Source organism: Enterococcus sp. S183_ASV_20 (assembly GCF_018919685.1).
GTDB lineage: Bacteria > Bacillota > Bacilli > Lactobacillales > Enterococcaceae > Enterococcus > Enterococcus faecalis.
Genome location: NZ_JAHLRI010000002.1, coordinates 97173 through 112019, shown reverse-complemented (window position 1 = coordinate 112019; position 14847 = coordinate 97173). Strand labels below are relative to the sequence as shown.

At 37.8% G+C, this 14847-nt stretch carries 14 protein-coding genes and 1 pseudogene; 12 read left to right on the top strand and 3 right to left on the bottom strand.

The window, feature by feature from the left end; genetic code table 11:
• The first annotated feature begins 26 nt into the window (after positions 1 to 26).
• The 8 genes and pseudogenes from KQI94_RS01720 (at position 27) to KQI94_RS01685 (ending at position 6711) form a co-directional block, all read left to right on the top strand.
• The gene (locus tag KQI94_RS01720; protein ID WP_002363905.1) at positions 27 to 500 is read left to right on the top strand and encodes a V-type ATP synthase subunit K; all 474 of its coding nucleotides are present in this window, start codon (positions 27 to 29) and stop codon (positions 498 to 500) included.
• Positions 501 to 516: 16 nt separating this feature from the next.
• The gene (locus KQI94_RS01715; protein WP_002369448.1) at positions 517 to 1098 is read left to right on the top strand and encodes a hypothetical protein; all 582 of its coding nucleotides are present in this window, start codon (positions 517 to 519) and stop codon (positions 1096 to 1098) included.
• 16 nt (positions 1099 to 1114) lie between these two features.
• Positions 1115 to 2116 (top strand): V-type ATPase subunit, encoded by a 1002-nt coding sequence (locus KQI94_RS01710; protein ID WP_002369446.1) that lies wholly within the window; start codon positions 1115 to 1117, stop codon positions 2114 to 2116.
• A complete protein-coding gene (locus tag KQI94_RS01705) occupies positions 2106 to 2417 on the top strand; it encodes a V-type ATP synthase subunit F (RefSeq protein ID WP_002357676.1) in 312 nt (103 codons plus the stop codon). The genes KQI94_RS01710 and KQI94_RS01705 overlap by 11 nt, the downstream gene beginning before the upstream one ends.
• A 17-nt stretch (positions 2418 to 2434) precedes the next feature.
• A pseudogene (locus tag KQI94_RS01700) lies at positions 2435 to 4217 on the top strand (V-type ATP synthase subunit A).
• Complete coding sequence (locus KQI94_RS01695) at positions 4210 to 5586, top strand: V-type ATP synthase subunit B (protein WP_002357674.1); 1377 nt, start codon at positions 4210 to 4212, stop codon at positions 5584 to 5586. The pseudogene KQI94_RS01700 and the gene KQI94_RS01695 overlap by 8 nt, the downstream one beginning before the upstream one ends.
• A 4-nt stretch (positions 5587 to 5590) precedes the next feature.
• The gene (locus KQI94_RS01690; RefSeq protein ID WP_002357673.1) at positions 5591 to 6226 is read left to right on the top strand and encodes a V-type ATP synthase subunit D; all 636 of its coding nucleotides are present in this window, start codon (positions 5591 to 5593) and stop codon (positions 6224 to 6226) included.
• 74 nt (positions 6227 to 6300) lie between these two features.
• Entirely contained in the window at positions 6301 to 6711 is a 411-nt protein-coding gene (locus KQI94_RS01685) for a hypothetical protein (RefSeq protein WP_002369444.1), read from the top strand.
• A 54-nt stretch (positions 6712 to 6765) separates the two neighbouring features.
• Here KQI94_RS01685 and KQI94_RS01680 read toward each other — a convergent pair whose 3' ends face one another.
• Both KQI94_RS01680 and KQI94_RS01675 read right to left on the bottom strand, forming a co-directional pair.
• Complete coding sequence (locus KQI94_RS01680) at positions 6766 to 7647, bottom strand: serine hydrolase (RefSeq protein ID WP_002390613.1); 882 nt, start codon at positions 7645 to 7647, stop codon at positions 6766 to 6768.
• Positions 7648 to 7801: 154 nt separating this feature from the next.
• Entirely contained in the window at positions 7802 to 9682 is a 1881-nt protein-coding gene (locus KQI94_RS01675; protein WP_002369442.1) for a fructose-bisphosphatase class III, read from the bottom strand.
• Between the two features lie 197 nt (positions 9683 to 9879).
• On the opposite strand from KQI94_RS01675, the gene lysA reads away from it, so the two are divergent.
• Entirely contained in the window at positions 9880 to 11190 is a 1311-nt protein-coding gene (gene lysA, locus KQI94_RS01670) for a diaminopimelate decarboxylase (protein ID WP_002369441.1), read from the top strand.
• Positions 11191 to 11335: 145 nt separating this feature from the next.
• Complete coding sequence (locus KQI94_RS01665) at positions 11336 to 12328, top strand: alpha/beta hydrolase (protein WP_002390614.1); 993 nt, start codon at positions 11336 to 11338, stop codon at positions 12326 to 12328.
• Here KQI94_RS01665 and KQI94_RS01660 read toward each other — a convergent pair.
• Complete coding sequence (locus tag KQI94_RS01660; RefSeq protein WP_002369438.1) at positions 12325 to 12876, bottom strand: hypothetical protein; 552 nt, start codon at positions 12874 to 12876, stop codon at positions 12325 to 12327. The two genes, KQI94_RS01665 and KQI94_RS01660, sit on opposite strands and share 4 nt — an antisense overlap.
• Before the next feature lie 286 nt (positions 12877 to 13162).
• Here KQI94_RS01660 and KQI94_RS01655 point away from each other — a divergent pair, with 286 nt between their 5' ends.
• Positions 13163 to 14017 carry a hypothetical protein gene (locus KQI94_RS01655; protein WP_002369437.1) on the top strand — a complete coding sequence of 285 codons (855 nt, stop codon included), beginning with the start codon at positions 13163 to 13165 and terminating at the stop codon, positions 14015 to 14017.
• A gap of 212 nt (positions 14018 to 14229) precedes the next feature.
• Positions 14230 to 14769 (top strand): GNAT family N-acetyltransferase, encoded by a 540-nt coding sequence (locus KQI94_RS01650; RefSeq protein WP_002369435.1) that lies wholly within the window; start codon positions 14230 to 14232, stop codon positions 14767 to 14769.
• The last annotated feature ends 78 nt before the right edge of the window (positions 14770 to 14847 follow it).

Sequence of the window (14847 nt, the reverse complement as noted above, 5' to 3'; positions counted from 1 at the left end):
AAATTATTTATTGGAGGAAAATAGAGATGATGGATTACTTAATTAATAATAATGGTGGAATTGTTTTTGCAGTATTAGGAATGGCAATGGCGACAATTTTTGCTGGGATTGGATCAGCCAAAGGGGTTGGCTTTACTGGGGAAGCAGCAGCAGCTTTAACGACGGAGCAGCCAGAAAAATTTGGTCAAGCGTTAATTTTACAGTTATTACCAGGTACACAAGGACTATACGGTTTCGTTATTGCTTTCTTAATTTATATTAACTTAGGAAACGATATGAGTATGGTTCAAGGATTGAACTATTTTGTAGCAGCTTTACCAATTGCTTTTGCAGGATTGTTCTCTGGGATTGCCCAAGGTCGTGTAGCCGCTGCGGGGATCCAAATTTTAGCGAAGAAACCAGAACATGCAACAAAAGGAATTATCTATGCTGCCATGGTTGAAACTTATGCCATCTTAGGGTTCGTAATTTCCTTCTTACTTGTATTGAACGTCAAATAATTGAGGAGGCAGATGGATGGATGCCATTGAAAAAATCATCAGTGAAATTAAGCAACAAGGAAAGCAAGAAGTCGAAGCCTATGTCACCAGTGAACAAACGCGCATCGATCAAGAATTCCAAGCAGCACAACAAGAAATTTTGCTGAAGCAAGAACATGAAATAGAAAAACGACAACAACAATTATTAAAAGAATTTAAACAACGCCAACAACGGCAAACACTAGAAATTCGTCAGTATGCATTAAATAAAAAACAAGCATATCTTAACCAATTATTTGACGAAGTGGTCTTAAAGATGAGTGAATGGTCAGCAGAAGAATTTCAACAATTTATGAAAGCACAATTAGGTTCACTTGAATTAACAGGAAAAGCGACCATTCTTTTAGGCGAGTATTCTCAAACGAAAGTGACGCAAGAATGGCTGACCGCTCTTTCTGATGCTACTGTTCAATGGGAGCTTTCAGAGGAAGTTGTTCCAAAAGAAAGTGGCTTTATCGTTGCAAAAGACGGTTTGGATTATAATTTTCTCTTTTCAGCATTAGTTGAAGAGATTCAAAAAACAGAAGGCTTTAAAGTAGCAGAAAAACTTTTCAGTTAAGAAGGGAGGACGTAGCATGAGAAAACCAACGTATCATCAAATTAATCCGCTGATTCGTTTAAAAGAAACGGAGCTGCTTTCTGAGCAACAGTTTCAACAACTTTTAGAAGCGGAAACAGTTGAAGACGTTAAAAATATGTTAAAAAGTACGGTTTATCAACCTTATTTAACCGAAACTTTTGAAGAAAAATTTGACTACCATTCTTCTGAAGCGCTGGGAAGTCTTTATCGCTGGTTATATGAAATGGCTCCAGAACCAGCTGTAGTAACGTTGTATACGATGCGTTTTACCTTCCATAACTTGAAAATTTTGACGAAAGCTGAGCGAACAGGTAAAGATTTTGATTATCTTTATTTAGAAGATGGTCGTTATTCTCTAAACACAGTCAAAAGTGCCATTCATACAAAAAACTCTTCCGAACTTGAGCCAGCGTTGTTAGAAGTGATCCGTGATGTTTTTGCCTATCTGGAAGAAGGCGGTTTGCCACAAGCAATTGATATCCTTTATGATCGAGCATTTTTACAGCAACAGCGAAAATTGGCGGATGAATTGGGCTATGAAGAGTTAACGAAGGAAGTCATCGCTTTTATTGATTTAACCAATCTATCAACGATGGCTAGAGGGATTGTTCAACATCAAAACAGTAACTTTTTATCAACCGTGATTTCTAGCGCTGGCAGTCTCTCAAAGAAAGAGCTGTTGACCTATGCGGAAAAGTCACTTGTAGAATTTACAGCATTTGTCAGAACAACGAATTACGGACAACTATTAGAAAAGATTATCAATAAAGAAACCAATGAATTAAATTTATTGGCTTTTGAAAAACTCAAAGATGATTACCTGACCTCAATGTATGAAAACGGTCGGACGGTTGCTTTTGGGCCGCTCCCATTACTAGCCTTTTTGAATGCGAAAGAAGTTGAATGGAAAAATTTGCGTTTAATTTTGGTCGGAAAACATAGTGGGTTTTCAAATGAAAAAATTCGAGAAAGGATGCGAAAAGTCAATGGGGTATAAAATTGGTGTCATTGGAGACAAAAATTCAATCTTACCATTTAAACTGTTTGGCTTTGAGGTCCATCATGCCATTTCAGAAATGCAAGTTAGAGAAGCCATTGAAACTATGGCAAAAAATAAGTTTGGGGTCATTTTCATAACGGAAGAAGCCTCTACTTTAGCAGAAGAAACGATTGAACGATACAAAGAACAAGTGACACCAGCGATTATTTTAATCCCAAGTCATAATGGTACAATCGGAATCGGTTTAAGTGAGATTGAAAAAAATGTTGAAAAAGCAATTGGACAAAATATTTTATAATGCAAAGGAGAATGAGCGTGCAAATTGGAAAAATTGTCAAAGTTTCAGGTCCTTTGATTTTAGCTGAAAACATGTCAGATGCTAGTATCCAAGACATTTGTCATGTAGGAGATTTAGGCGTTATCGGAGAGATTATTGAAATGCGAGGCGACGTCGCTTCGATTCAAGTATATGAAGAAACAACAGGCATTGGACCAGGAGAACCAGTTATTTCAACAGGAGAACCATTATCTGTTGAATTAGCCCCAGGTTTAATTGCCGAAATGTTTGATGGTATTCAACGACCATTGGATACATTTCAAGAAGTAACCCACAGTAACTTTTTAGGCCGTGGCGTTAAAATTGATGCGTTAGATCGTGAGAAAAAATGGACGTTTGAACCGACTGTGTCAGTTGGTGAAGAAGTGTCGGCAGGTGACATCGTCGGTGTGGTTCAAGAAACACCGATTATTCAACATAAAATTATGGTGCCTTTCGGCGTTTCAGGAACGATTGCCGAAATTAAAGCAGGTGACTTTGCCATTGATGAAACAGTTTACTCAGTGGAAACGGCTAAAGGAACGGAAAGTTTTAGCATGATGCAAAAATGGCCCGTTCGGCGGGGACGTCCCATTTTAGAAAAACTAAGTCCCAAAGTACCGATGGTGACCGGACAACGCGTAATTGATACCTTTTTCCCAATTACGAAAGGCGGAGCGGCAGCAGTTCCAGGACCATTTGGCGCTGGAAAAACAGTCGTTCAGCACCAAATTGCCAAGTGGGCCGATGTCGACTTAGTCGTTTACGTTGGTTGTGGGGGAACGCGGGAATGAAATGACAGATGTTTTAAATGAATTTCCAGAATTAATTGATCCAACAACTGGTGAGTCTTTGATGAATCGGACGATTTTAATTGCGAATACGTCAAATATGCCGGTGGCGGCACGGGAAGCCTCGATTTATACAGGGATTACCATTGCAGAATATTTCCGTGATATGGGTTACTCAGTCGCAATTATGGCGGATTCTACTTCTCGTTGGGCAGAAGCGTTACGAGAAATGAGTGGTCGGTTAGAAGAAATGCCTGGTGATGAAGGCTATCCAGCCTATTTAGGTAGTCGCTTAGCTGAATATTATGAACGAGCAGGACAAGTCATCGCGTTAGGAAAAGATCATCGTGAAGGAAGCATTACAGCGATTAGTGCGGTTTCGCCATCTGGTGGGGACATATCAGAACCTGTCACTCAAAATACGTTACGCGTTGTTAAAGTATTCTGGGGCTTAGATTCCCAATTAGCACAAAAACGTCATTTTCCTTCTATTAACTGGTTGCAAAGTTATTCTCTTTATTCCACAGAAGTAGGGCAATATTTAGACTTGGAATTGCAAGGAAACTGGGCCGCTATGGTAGCTGAAGGGATGCGGATTTTACAAGAGGAATCTCAATTGGAAGAAATTGTTCGCTTGGTTGGGATTGATTCCTTGTCGGATAAAGACCGTTTAACGTTGGAAACAGCCAAATCATTACGGGAAGACTATTTGCAACAAAATGCTTTTGATGACGTGGATACGTTCACTTCTCGAACAAAACAAGCGAAAATGTTGCAATTGATTCTAACTTTTGGTGAAGAAGGTCAAAAAGCCTTAAGTTTAGGCACTTATTTCTCTGAGTTAATGGCGGGAACAGTTGAAATCCGCGATCGCATTGCTCGTAGCAAGTATTTACCAGAAGAGGAATTAGAAAAATTGGATCGTTTACAAGCAGAAATTAAAACAACGATAAAAGAAATCATTGCTGAAGGAGGAATGACGAATGATTAAAGAATATCGCACAATCAATGAAGTCGTTGGTCCTCTGATGATTGTTGAAAAAGTAGCAGGCGTAAAGTACGAAGAATTAATTGAAGTACGCATGCAAAATGGCGAAATTCGCCAAGGGCAAGTTTTAGAAATCAATGGAGATAAAGCGATGGTCCAAATTTTTGAAGGAACGAGTAACATCAATATTCGTGATTCAAAAGTTCGCTTTCTGGGACATCCTTTAGAATTAGGGGTTTCGCCAGATATGATGGGGCGCGTTTTTGACGGCTTAGGTCGCTTAAAAGATAATGGACCAGAATTATTACCTGAGAAAAAATTAGATATTAACGGCGAAGTTATCAATCCAGTCGCTCGTGATTATCCCGATGAGTTCATCCAAACAGGGATTTCAGCGATTGACCATTTAAATACCTTAGTTCGTGGTCAAAAATTACCTGTTTTTTCAGCATCTGGCTTACCTCATAAAGAATTAGCGGCACAAATTGCCAGACAAGCCAACGTGTTAAATAGTGAAGAAGAATTTGCCGTAGTTTTTGCGGCCATTGGGATTACCTTTGAAGAAGCGGAATATTTTATGGAAGATTTCCGTCAAACAGGCGCAATTGATCGTTCAGTCTTGTTTATGAACTTAGCGAATGATCCAGCCATTGAACGGATTGCAACGCCTAGAATGGCTTTGACAGCCGCTGAATATTTAGCTTATGAAAAGGGCATGCATGTCTTAGTTATCATGACGGATATGACCAATTATTGCGAAGCGTTGCGAGAAATTTCAGCAGCACGCCGTGAAGTTCCAGGACGTCGTGGTTACCCAGGTTATCTTTACACGAACTTAGCAACGTTGTATGAACGGGCAGGCCGAATTCGTGGCTCAAAAGGTTCCGTAACACAGATTCCTATTTTAACAATGCCAGAGGAGGATAAAACACATCCAATTCCCGATTTAACTGGCTATATTACAGAAGGGCAAATTATCTTGTCCCGGGAACTATATAAGAGTGGTATCCAACCACCAATTGATGTATTGCCATCACTTTCCCGTCTTAAAGACAAAGGAACTGGCGAAGGCAAAACGCGCGGGGATCACGCAGCGACGATGAATCAATTGTTCTCAGCTTATGCACAAGGGAAACAAGCCAAAGAATTAGCTGTCATTTTAGGAGAATCAGCTCTTTCCGATGTCGATAAAATTTACGCAGCCTTTGCCCAACGTTTTGAAGAAGAATATGTCAACCAAGGATTCGATACAAACCGTTCGATTGAAGAAACGTTAGATCTTGGGTGGGAACTATTAAGTATGCTACCGAGAACAGAACTAAAACGAATTAAAGAGGATATGCTCGATCAATATTTAACTGAAGGGAAGTAGAAAAATGGCTCGATTAAATGTTAATCCAACCCGTATGGAACTTTCCCGATTGAAAAAACAGTTAACTACGGCCACGAGAGGTCATAAGTTGCTGAAAGACAAACAAGATGAATTGATGCGACGGTTTATTGCGCTAGTCAAAGAAAACAATGAGTTACGTATTCAGGTTGAACAAGAAGTGACGGATGCGTTATCAAATTTTGTATTGGCAAACGCAACGTTGAACGAAGCCTTTATTGAAGAGTTAGTGGCAATTCCAGCCGAAAAAGTTGAATTAGAAATTATTGAACAGAACATCTTAAGTGTGCCAGTTCCTAAAATGATTTTTGATTACGATGAATCGGTTCAAGAAGCACCCTTAGATTATGGCTACGTGAATTCAAACAGCGAGCTTGATCAAGCTTTTGCTAAAATTTCAAGCATTTTACCGAAATTATTAGCACTTGCAAATGTTGAAAAGACGTGCCAATTATTATCAAAAGAAATTGAAAAAACGCGTCGTCGTGTCAACGCCTTAGAGTATATGACGATTCCACAATTAGAAGAAACAATTTACTACATTCAAATGAAATTAGAAGAAAATGAACGTGGCGAAATTACACGTCTAATTAAAATTAAAAGCATGAACAAAGAAAATTAATGGTTAGAAAGAACGAGTGCGAAGCCAGTTGGTAGCTTTCGGGCTCGTTTTTAATAAAAAAGGGAGTGGAAAAAATGAAAAATGAAGAACGCCGCAAAGCGATTGCACTGAATTGTCAAAAGTATGAAAGTGACTATGCTCGCTTGGTGGAACCAATCAATGAGCTACTGTTAAACTTGGGAGCGACTATTTCAGAAGAAGCCGCGAAGCAAATCATTCTGAATGTAAAACGATATCATCACGGCGTGAAATATCTTCCTGAGTGTCATTTAGATGAAAGTAACCAATTTATCGAAGATGGGCTTGAAGCTCTTAAAAAGGGAGATTTAGGCAACGGTGCGTTACAACTATTTGGGGCTGGCTTAAACTTTGCTAGTTTTGCAGCAAAAGCACAAGGAACCAAAAAAATTGATGCCCACCAAATGTTGGCAGAACGTTTTACGAAGTTGTTGTCTGTACAAACGGATAATAATAACAAACAATAAAAATACCCTTGGTTTATTAAGGCGTCTTAATAAACCAAGGGTATTTTTTAACTGTTATTGATTAGGATATTCAGACACCTGTAATTGCCATAACTTATCTGTCACTGAAGCAATAAACGCAGCACTCTTAGCATTATCAGGTCCTTTCGTAAAAATTGCTAAAGCAAAGGGGTGAGGTGTTTCTAAAATCCCCATATCATGAATAAATTCATCATAGGAACCAATTTTATGAGCAACTTTTCCTTGAGTTGTGGGAGTTTCCATTCTTTCATGGAAAACACTTTGTTTCATAGAATCATAAATCGCTTGGTAATCTGGTTTTGTTGCTTTTTCAGTATATAATTTTTGTAGAATAACAAGCGCATCTTCCGAAGAAAATTGTGGCTCTTCAATCGAAGGCGTCTTGTGCAAATAACGCTGATACATTTCTCGTTTTGCTTTTGCATCACCACCCAATGTGTCATAGAGCATATTTTTAGCGATATTATCAGAATAGGTGATGGCATATTCTTGTAACGTTTTTAATGGATATTCTGGTTGGATATTATAGGCAATGATCCCAGTTCCTTCTTCATAATCTTCTTCGGCGTTATAGGGAATCAGGTCTGTCCATTTTTTTTGACCAGAAGAAACCGTGTCGGCGACTAGCATCGTCAGTGGTACTTTAATAGTACTAGCTGTATAAAATTCATGTTGGCCATTCACGGAACGTTGTTCGCCAGTTTCCAAATCCAAATAACTAATCCCGACCGTTCCTTCAAATTCTTTGACAGAAGCGACGAGCAGGTCATTTATTTTATCAAAAAATACTGTATTTGCTGAATTATTTTCTTCCTTGTCTTTCGTATGCTTCTCATGTTTGGCGGAATCAATTGTAACTTTTTGTTCAGATTCTTTGGCATAATCTTCGCCACGACTTGAGAAGAAGAAGCCCACAATTAGGAAAAAGCAAAGAAAGAAAATGGTGCCGTATAGTGAGAGTTGCTGTTTCTTCAATGTAAAACCCTTTCCGTTTCTCTAATAGATATTTTTCTCAACTCCTCCATTTAATCATTTTTCGGATAAGAGCGCAAGCGTCTTTTTAACGGCACTACTGGTTTTGTTTCATTTGTTTTTGGAGTGCTTGCGATTGCTTTAATAGCTCTTTGCCGATAGTGGTATCTTTCACCAATAGCCGCTGTAAGGGGCGATCGATGACTTGTTTGATGGAATGAATGTCTTGATTATTTAAAATGGCTGTTTCTTTACTAGAAAAAGATTTATGCGCGGTCAGTTGTAAACCAAACGAGTTGTACAACAATGTATAACCAGCAATTCCAGTAATTGTCTGATAAGATTTTGAAAAGCCGCCGTCAATTACGAGAAGCGTGCCATTTGCTTTGATTGGCGATTCGCCTTTTGTTCGTTTAACTGGTGTATGGCCATTAATGATATGTCGATTTTCACCAGTCACTTCAAATTCATCTAGGATTCTTTCACAAACTTCAACCGTATCACGCAAAGAGTAATAAGGATTCTTTTCTTCGTAATGTGTTTCTTTTTCAGCGAGAAAATAACGCTCGAAGGTTTTCATAGCTCGTTTACCAAATAATGAGGAACCTTCGCCACACCAAAGATACCATAAACAATCTGTTGCATAGTCATCTGTGCTAGCAGGCTGAGCATAAGCTTCTTCTAACATTTCCTGAAAGAAGTCAACTAAAGCTTTTCCTGAATAGGAGTGGCCTTTAAATGTATAAGCTTGAAAAGTACCGTCCGCATTCAGAGGCAGACAGCCGTGGATCAATAAATTTTGATTATACACAAGGTAAAGAGAGGCTTTTTCCATTAGAAAGCGCATGTGTTTTGTTAACCGCGGTGAAGACTGAAATTGCGTTAATAAATCATCAATTATCTGTTTTTCCTCACGTGTTAGTTGGTAAGGCTGCTCTTCAGAAACGGTTTGGAAACAGCTGTTAATTAATGTATAACGACATTCGTCAAAAGTAATAGTTTCCCCTTGAATCTTATCTAGGCGTAGCCGATGTGCCAAGTTAAAATCAGGGCGTCGACCAATAATTTGGCCTTCTAGTTTTTCTTGAATAATGGTAATGGCTTGTTGCACACGCATCGCTACTTGTTTTTCATCTTCAGTTAACGCACGATAGGGATTTTTCTTGGGTGCAAAAGCAGGATTTTCTTTATACGTTTCTAAACTAAATTTTTTTAAGGCGGTTAAATCGATAGCATAACGTTCTTCTAACAAATCTAAATTTCCATAGCGAGCACAAATACGTACTACATTGGCTAAACAAGCCAGTGAACCACTATAAGCAGCCAGCCAAATCATATCATGATTGCCTAGTTGAATATCCAAGGAGTGATAGGACATTAATCGGTCCATAATTTTATCTGGTGCTGGCCCCCGGTCATAGATATCCCCAATAACATGTAGGTGATCGATAATCAGACGTTGGATTAGATAAGCTAATTCTGTCACGAAACGTTTGGCTTCACCTAGTAAAATAATTTTTTCAATAATTTGTTGATAGTAACCGTTTTTGGTTGTTGTTTCATCATATTGATAAATCAATTCTTCGAGAATATACCCATAGGTTTCAGGAAGGGCTTTGCGAACTTTAGAACGTGTGTACTTCATCGAAGAAGAACGGACGATTTCAACCAGACGGCGAATCGTTAATAGCCACCATTCATAAGAGAGGGCGCTTTCATTTTCTAAAAGTGTTAATTTTTCTTCTGGATAGTAGATAATAAAACAAAGCTCGTCCATCTGATGGGCATTTAATTCTTGTTTAAATAAAAATTGAACTTTTTCTCGGATTCGCCCAGAACCATTTCTTAAAATATGGTCAAAAGCTTCAAATTCACCATGTAAATCACTGACAAAATGTTCTGTTCCTTTCGGTAAATTCAAAATTGCTTCCAAATTAATAATTTCTTCAATTTGTTGATCGCGGTTCAGTGTAGCCAAGTCATCTGCCTTCTTTCTTTTTCGTATATACCAATTTTTATTTAAAAGATTAAAGTATTGATAATAAAGGTTTTTTATTCGTATGCCAATTATTGTAGGCTATTTGGCGAAAAAAAGCAACAGGAGAAAGTCAGAGAAAAATGTGGAAAATTATAGGAAGCTACTGGGTTTTATGCTATGATTTTTAATAAAACAAAATGAAGGGGCGGGAAAACATGTTATTTGGTACAGCAAAAATGAATCGGGAAAATCATTTAGAAATCGGTGGTTGTGACACCGTAAAGTTGGCGCAAAAATTCGGGACGCCGTTATTTGTCTATGATGTCGCTCATATTCGCGCACAAGCACGTGGTTTTAAACAAACGTTAAATCAATTAGGTATCAAAAATAAAGTGGTTTATGCAAGTAAAGCATTTAGTTGTTTAGCTATTTATCAAGTGTTAAAGGAAGAAGATATTGCTTGTGATGTTGTCTCTGGTGGAGAACTATTCACAGCTTTAAAAGGGGGAATGGAGCCAGCGGAAATTGAATTCCATGGAAATAACAAAACCCCTGAAGAATTACGTTACGCCTTGGATAACAAAATAGGTACAATTGTCATCGATAATTTTTACGAAATTGACTTGTTGGAAGAATTATTAGCTACACGAAACCAAACACAAAAAGTTCTTTTTCGGGTGAGTCCTGGCGTGGATGCAGAAACACATGATTACATTTTGACAGGCCAAGAAGATTCAAAATTTGGTTTTGATGTTGCAAGTGGCCAGGCAACAGAAGCGCTCGTTCGCCTTTTATCAAATCCCTCTTTTGATGTGCAAGGGGTCCATTGCCATATTGGCTCGCAAATTTTTGCTGTGGAAGGCTTTTTAGCTGCTGTTGAAAAAATGTTCACTATTTTAGAAGACTGGCGGCAAGTCCATCAATTTACAGCACGTGTTTTAAATATGGGTGGTGGTTTTGGTGTGCAGTACACGCAGCAAGATGAGCCATTAGCACCAGCAACATTTGTTGAAAAAATTGTTTATTCCTTGAAAGGTCATTGTGAACAATTAGGGTATCCACTGCCTGAGCTTTGGATTGAACCAGGCCGCAGTTTAATTGCCGAAGCGGGCACAACGATATATACAGTTGGCGCGCAAAAAGAGGTTCCTGGTGTTCGTCATTTTGTTTCCGTAGATGGTGGCATGGGTGATAATATACGGCCTGCTTTGTATCAAGCAGTTTATGATGGTTTTCTAGCGAATCGTGATGGGCATGATTCAGTCAAGAAAGTCACAGTGGTTGGTAAATATTGCGAATCAGGCGATGTCTTACTCCGAGATATTTTATTGCCAGAAGTTAAAGCAGGGGATTTATTGGCCATTAGTAGTACTGGGGCTTACGGTTATTCAATGGCAAGTAATTACAACCGAAATCCTCGACCAGCGGTGGTTTTTGTCGAAGATGGACAAGCAAAATTAGTTGCTCGCCGTGAGACATATGAAGATATGACAACGTTGGATTGTTGATAGATTAAAAGTAGCCGCCTCTTTTTGAGACGGCTGTTTTTTTTCAAAAAATAACAAAATGTAAGGGTGATTTCTTTCAGAAATGAAAAATCCATAGTATATTAAATGAAGAAGGAAATACTTTAGAAGAGGGTGTGATTTGCAGATGAAATGGCTCCTCGGGTTACTGATCATTTTTGCAATGATTGGCGTTGTTTTTTCTGTTTACATTGCCAATTATTTTTTGAAAATCGCGTTGCTTAAAGACAACCCTTGGTATCATAAAAAAGGGCATCGGTTATTAAATCCTGATAATTTTCAAGAACGAGAAACAAGATATACTAAAATAGAAGAACAACAAAAACAAGAAGGCGAAGCTTTTTGGACAGAGTCTTTTGCTGAAGATCGTTGGTTGAAAATTAAAGATGAAACATTGTATGCACGGTGCTTTATTCCTTATCCAGATAACCATCGTTGGGCGATTTGTGTGCATGGTTATCGTTCAAACGGAAAACGCGATATGGCATATACTGCATTACGTTTTGCAGAAGAAGGCTACAATGTTTTAGTTCCCGATTTGCGTGCGCACGGGAAAAGTTCAGGGAATAAAATTGGGATGGGATGGCTGGATCGGTTAGATTTATTAAGTTGGATTAGTGAAGTTCTTGCCATTGATATGGAAGCAGAAATTATTTTAGTGGGCGGTTCCATGGGAGCGGCTACTGTCATGATGGCAAGTGGTGAAAAGTTACCAACGAATGTCCGCGGATTAATAGTGGATTGTGGCTACACTTCTGTTTATGATGAATTTAAATACGTCCTACATGAATCTTTTCATTTACCCGCTTTTCCTATTTTAACAATTGCTAATCAATTAGCATTAAATAACTATGGCTTTCAATTGAAAACCGCTTCTTCCGTGAGACAATTACACAAAAATACGTTGCCCACATTCTTTATTCACGGTACAGGTGATCGCTTTGTTCCAATGACAATGTTTGAAGAAAATTTAGCGGCAACTCAGGGGATACAAAAAGGTCTCATTGTTGCTAAAGCACCACATTTATCTTCAAGTGTCTACGAACCTGAAAATTATTACAGTAGTATTTTTGAATTTTTGGAAGAAAACTGTCCTGCAGTAAAAACAACATCCGACTAAAAAAGACATGGATTTTCATGATCCCATGTCTTTTTTTGTCTGACTCGTTTAGCTAAATTTAAAGTGCTTAAAAAGAAAAATAACGGCGCCAAACTACCAAGGCAAAGGAACCATTTCATTGAATAAGTTAACTCTTGCTGTAAAAGAGATTCTCGTATATAGCTGAAACCTTCGCCATGGACCCGCAAATAAATATAAATGTAAGCAAAAAGAATCACTAAAGGCAAAATACAGACTTCTAATATTTCCAAAAGATAAGGAAAGGTTTTATTTAATAATTTGAGGCGTGTCTTATTCAATAGATAAGCAAAAATGAAAATTGACCATAAAAAACCAAAAAAACTAATCAAATAAAAAATCAGATTCGCACTTCCTGCATTCATAAAAGCTTTCGGGAAAAGTAGTCTGCCGATGAATGTATTTTTAATTGTAAAAGGAACATCAAAAATGGAAATATAAAGACAAAAAAGTACTAATGTTAACAAGGCATGCCAAATCTTTTTCTCCATTTCATTTAAAAAATATCTAATTACTTGGTACATTTCCATAAACTGTCGCTCCGTGTTTGAAATAATCGTAGTTTTGACTATACCATAGCTGTTCTCAATTTTCTTGAAAAAAATACACGCAACCAGCCTCGACTATACGAAACACACAGAGTGTCTAAAAAATAAGTTGCCGATCGCATTTTTTCGCATGCTAGTGTTGCACTTCTGTTTCGCTGGTGTTTTCTAATTGCTGATTTGTTGATTAAAAAAGGGCAGGAGGGAGCGTTTTTTTAGTATAATAATATAAAAGAATATAGAAAAAATCGTAGGATGGGAGTTATTCAAAGTGGCGGAGATTACAGTTAAGACAATTTCAGCGAAAGATGATTTAAAGAAGTTGCTTTTGGGTCAAGAGTATGACCAACAGCAGCCAGTTAAAAATATTTTAAAAGCTAGAACATCGAATGTCCATATTGAAAAGTACGAGGTTGTGGAGGATGTTTTTTTAAAGTTAACTGGGAAGGCGACCGAGCACAAAGATATTATGAACTCATTTTGGACAACGTATAAAATTATGTTACAACTTGTTTATCCCAATTTCTTTAGACCAGCGGAAGTAATTGGGGAAAATCAAGAAAGCTATTTAGAAAAACCTTCTGAACAGAATTTGCTTGCAGTAAATAGCAAGTATCCGCCTCATGATTCCGGGACATCGGCTGTGATTTCGGACCGATATTTAACTTATTTTGACCAAGCTTTTCCTGACTATTTACCAAATCCTGTACCCAAAAAATATACATGGAATGAATTCCTTCTCGACAATTTTACTAACTTTGAGCGAGTTCATCAGGACCCACAATTAAAGCGTTTTGCCGAACTTACCCATTCAATTGGAAACATTACAGTAGTTCCAATAGGATTTAACAGCGGAAGAAGCTTATCGTTTAAAGATTATTGGGATTATTCCTTAGAACAACTTTCGATATTTTTAGCTTCATTTCATTCATGGGAAAGCTACGTTCATACGTATGAGATGCAACCATTTTTAAATGAACAGTATCAACCAGTAGCGCTATGGAAAAATCATTTGAAAAAAGACTCGTTTATCTTACCTCAGAATATAGAGGAGATAAATGAATATTTAGTTCAAGTAAATCAACGAATAGAAAAAAGAGGGCAGCGAATAGTGAATCGGTTGTAATGAAATAAGAATCGCCTTTTCGCTAAATGTTGAAAGACTCGAATCTTGTGCTCTTTTATTGACTCAGAAACAGAGAACAATTAAACTACTAGATTAGTATCAAAAAATAATTGCGTATAGGGATAACCAGTCGCATGTTTAAATAATTTTTAGGTCTTATGTACGTAACAAAAGTTATTAGTACGAAGCAATCATTTTAGAAAGGAGCTTTTATGCAATTCACATTATTAAATCAAGGAAATCAAGCCTATTGGGAAGCAACCTACATAGAAGCTTTTCCAGAAGAAGAGAGACTGCCGTTTGATCAATTATTGACGTCTTCTCAAGCAGGAAAATTTCATTTGTTTGTTATTCAAGAGGCGGATGAGAACGTGGGGATTTTGTTAAATAGTCAAATTGCACCTGAAGCAACCTATGTCTTTTTCTTCGCAATTGATCAGCACCACCGAAACAAACGATTAGGCTCAACCGTGTTAGCGTTATTGAAGACACGTTATCCTAAGGGGGTTCTTTTAGAAAGTGAAGAAATTGGCAAAAATGCAGCGAATGAAGCCCAAAGAGAAAAACGTTATCAGTTTTATGAAAGAAATGGCGTGCTGGATACAGGGTATCTGATTATGGATAGAGGGCTCACTTTTCATATCATGTTTGCTGGAGCGTCAGGCTTCGGTGGAACGCAGCTACAGTTTTTATTAGACTTCCATCCAGTAGCAAAAATTTGGAAAAAGCCAAGTATTGATGGCATCAGGTAGTTTTTTTCAAATAAGTAAATTAAACAAACAAAAAAACATATGAAAGAACGGACCAATCGGTTCTTTCATATGTTTTTT

Bases quoted from the DNA above. Each gene is read 5' to 3' on its own strand.
- lysA (WP_002369441.1), top strand. From the start codon at position 9,880: ATGAAGGGGCGGGAAAACATGTTATTTGGTACAGCAAAAATGAATCGG.
- KQI94_RS01715 (WP_002369448.1), top strand. From the start codon at position 517: ATGGATGCCATTGAAAAAATCATCAGTGAAATTAAGCAACAAGGAAAG.
- KQI94_RS01665 (WP_002390614.1), top strand. From the start codon at position 11,336: ATGAAATGGCTCCTCGGGTTACTGATCATTTTTGCAATGATTGGCGTT.
- KQI94_RS01660 (WP_002369438.1), bottom strand. From the start codon at position 12,876: ATGGAAATGTACCAAGTAATTAGATATTTTTTAAATGAAATGGAGAAA.
- KQI94_RS01705 (WP_002357676.1), top strand. From the start codon at position 2,106: ATGGGGTATAAAATTGGTGTCATTGGAGACAAAAATTCAATCTTACCA.
- KQI94_RS01685 (WP_002369444.1), top strand. From the start codon at position 6,301: ATGAAAAATGAAGAACGCCGCAAAGCGATTGCACTGAATTGTCAAAAG.
- KQI94_RS01690 (WP_002357673.1), top strand. From the start codon at position 5,591: ATGGCTCGATTAAATGTTAATCCAACCCGTATGGAACTTTCCCGATTG.
- KQI94_RS01650 (WP_002369435.1), top strand. From the start codon at position 14,230: ATGCAATTCACATTATTAAATCAAGGAAATCAAGCCTATTGGGAAGCA.
- KQI94_RS01720 (WP_002363905.1), top strand. From the start codon at position 27: ATGATGGATTACTTAATTAATAATAATGGTGGAATTGTTTTTGCAGTA.
- KQI94_RS01695 (WP_002357674.1), top strand. From the start codon at position 4,210: ATGATTAAAGAATATCGCACAATCAATGAAGTCGTTGGTCCTCTGATG.
- KQI94_RS01710 (WP_002369446.1), top strand. From the start codon at position 1,115: ATGAGAAAACCAACGTATCATCAAATTAATCCGCTGATTCGTTTAAAA.